Consider the following 762-nt stretch of genomic DNA (forward strand, 5'->3'; position numbering starts at 1 on the left):
GATATTTTTTAGGGCAGAAGGGATGGAGTGATTGTGTTCAGGTGTAGCTAAAATGACCCCATCTGCAGCAGAGATTTTCTCATTAAAAGTTTGAATAATTGGTAAGTCATCTTGCTCTTCAGTTTCTACGAATATAGGTACTTGGCGAAGGTCTAGTATCTCTATTTCAGCTTTATTAGCAAAGTGCTTTTGCATAAATTCAAGTAAAGTCCGGTTATATGATTTTTCAGCGGCACTACCAGCGATAGCAATAAATTTCATCATGTATCATGTCCTCCTTAGCCAATTTCCCACGAAAAGTTTGTGTCCCGACGGCTTGTTAATTGCCCTTGTTCACGCAGTTGTGCAAGGATTTCAACAAAGCCAATGAATTCGGTGAAATGTTTTTCTAGTTCAACAACTTTCTCTGGATAGATTAAGTGGCCATCTTCATCAAAAGCTTTACCTGAATTAGATAAATAGTATTCAGTACCTGGCATGACACGTGCTTTTAATTCAGGTGAATCAAGGATTTGACGTAGATGATTTTGTGCACGAGAAGTCCCTAAGCTACCTAGTGAGCCACCAACAATCATCACCGCTTTATCCATGAGTGCTTGGTCAGTATAGGAAATCCATTCTAATAAGGATTTCAAACCAGCGGTAATTGAGTGGTCATATTCAGGTGTTGAAATAATCACCCCATCAGCTTCAGTGATTTTTTTCGAGATAGCTTGGACAATCTCAGGTGCAATTTTGTCTTCTGGTTGGGTAAAAACAGGC

General features: G+C 39.2%; 2 protein-coding genes. Both read right to left on the minus strand.

Going from position 1 to position 762, the window contains the following annotated elements; genetic code table 11:
• On the minus strand, window positions 1-261 hold a 261-nt coding region (locus ACRCJ0_RS17190), incomplete at its 3' end, for an NADPH-dependent FMN reductase (RefSeq protein ID WP_431391374.1).
• A 17-nt stretch (window positions 262-278) separates the two neighbouring features.
• Window positions 279-762 (minus strand): NADPH-dependent FMN reductase (locus ACRCJ0_RS17195; RefSeq protein ID WP_431391373.1); only part of this gene is annotated, 484 nt, incomplete at its 5' end.

It is taken from the genome of Aerococcus sp. L_32 (genome assembly GCF_050689315.1).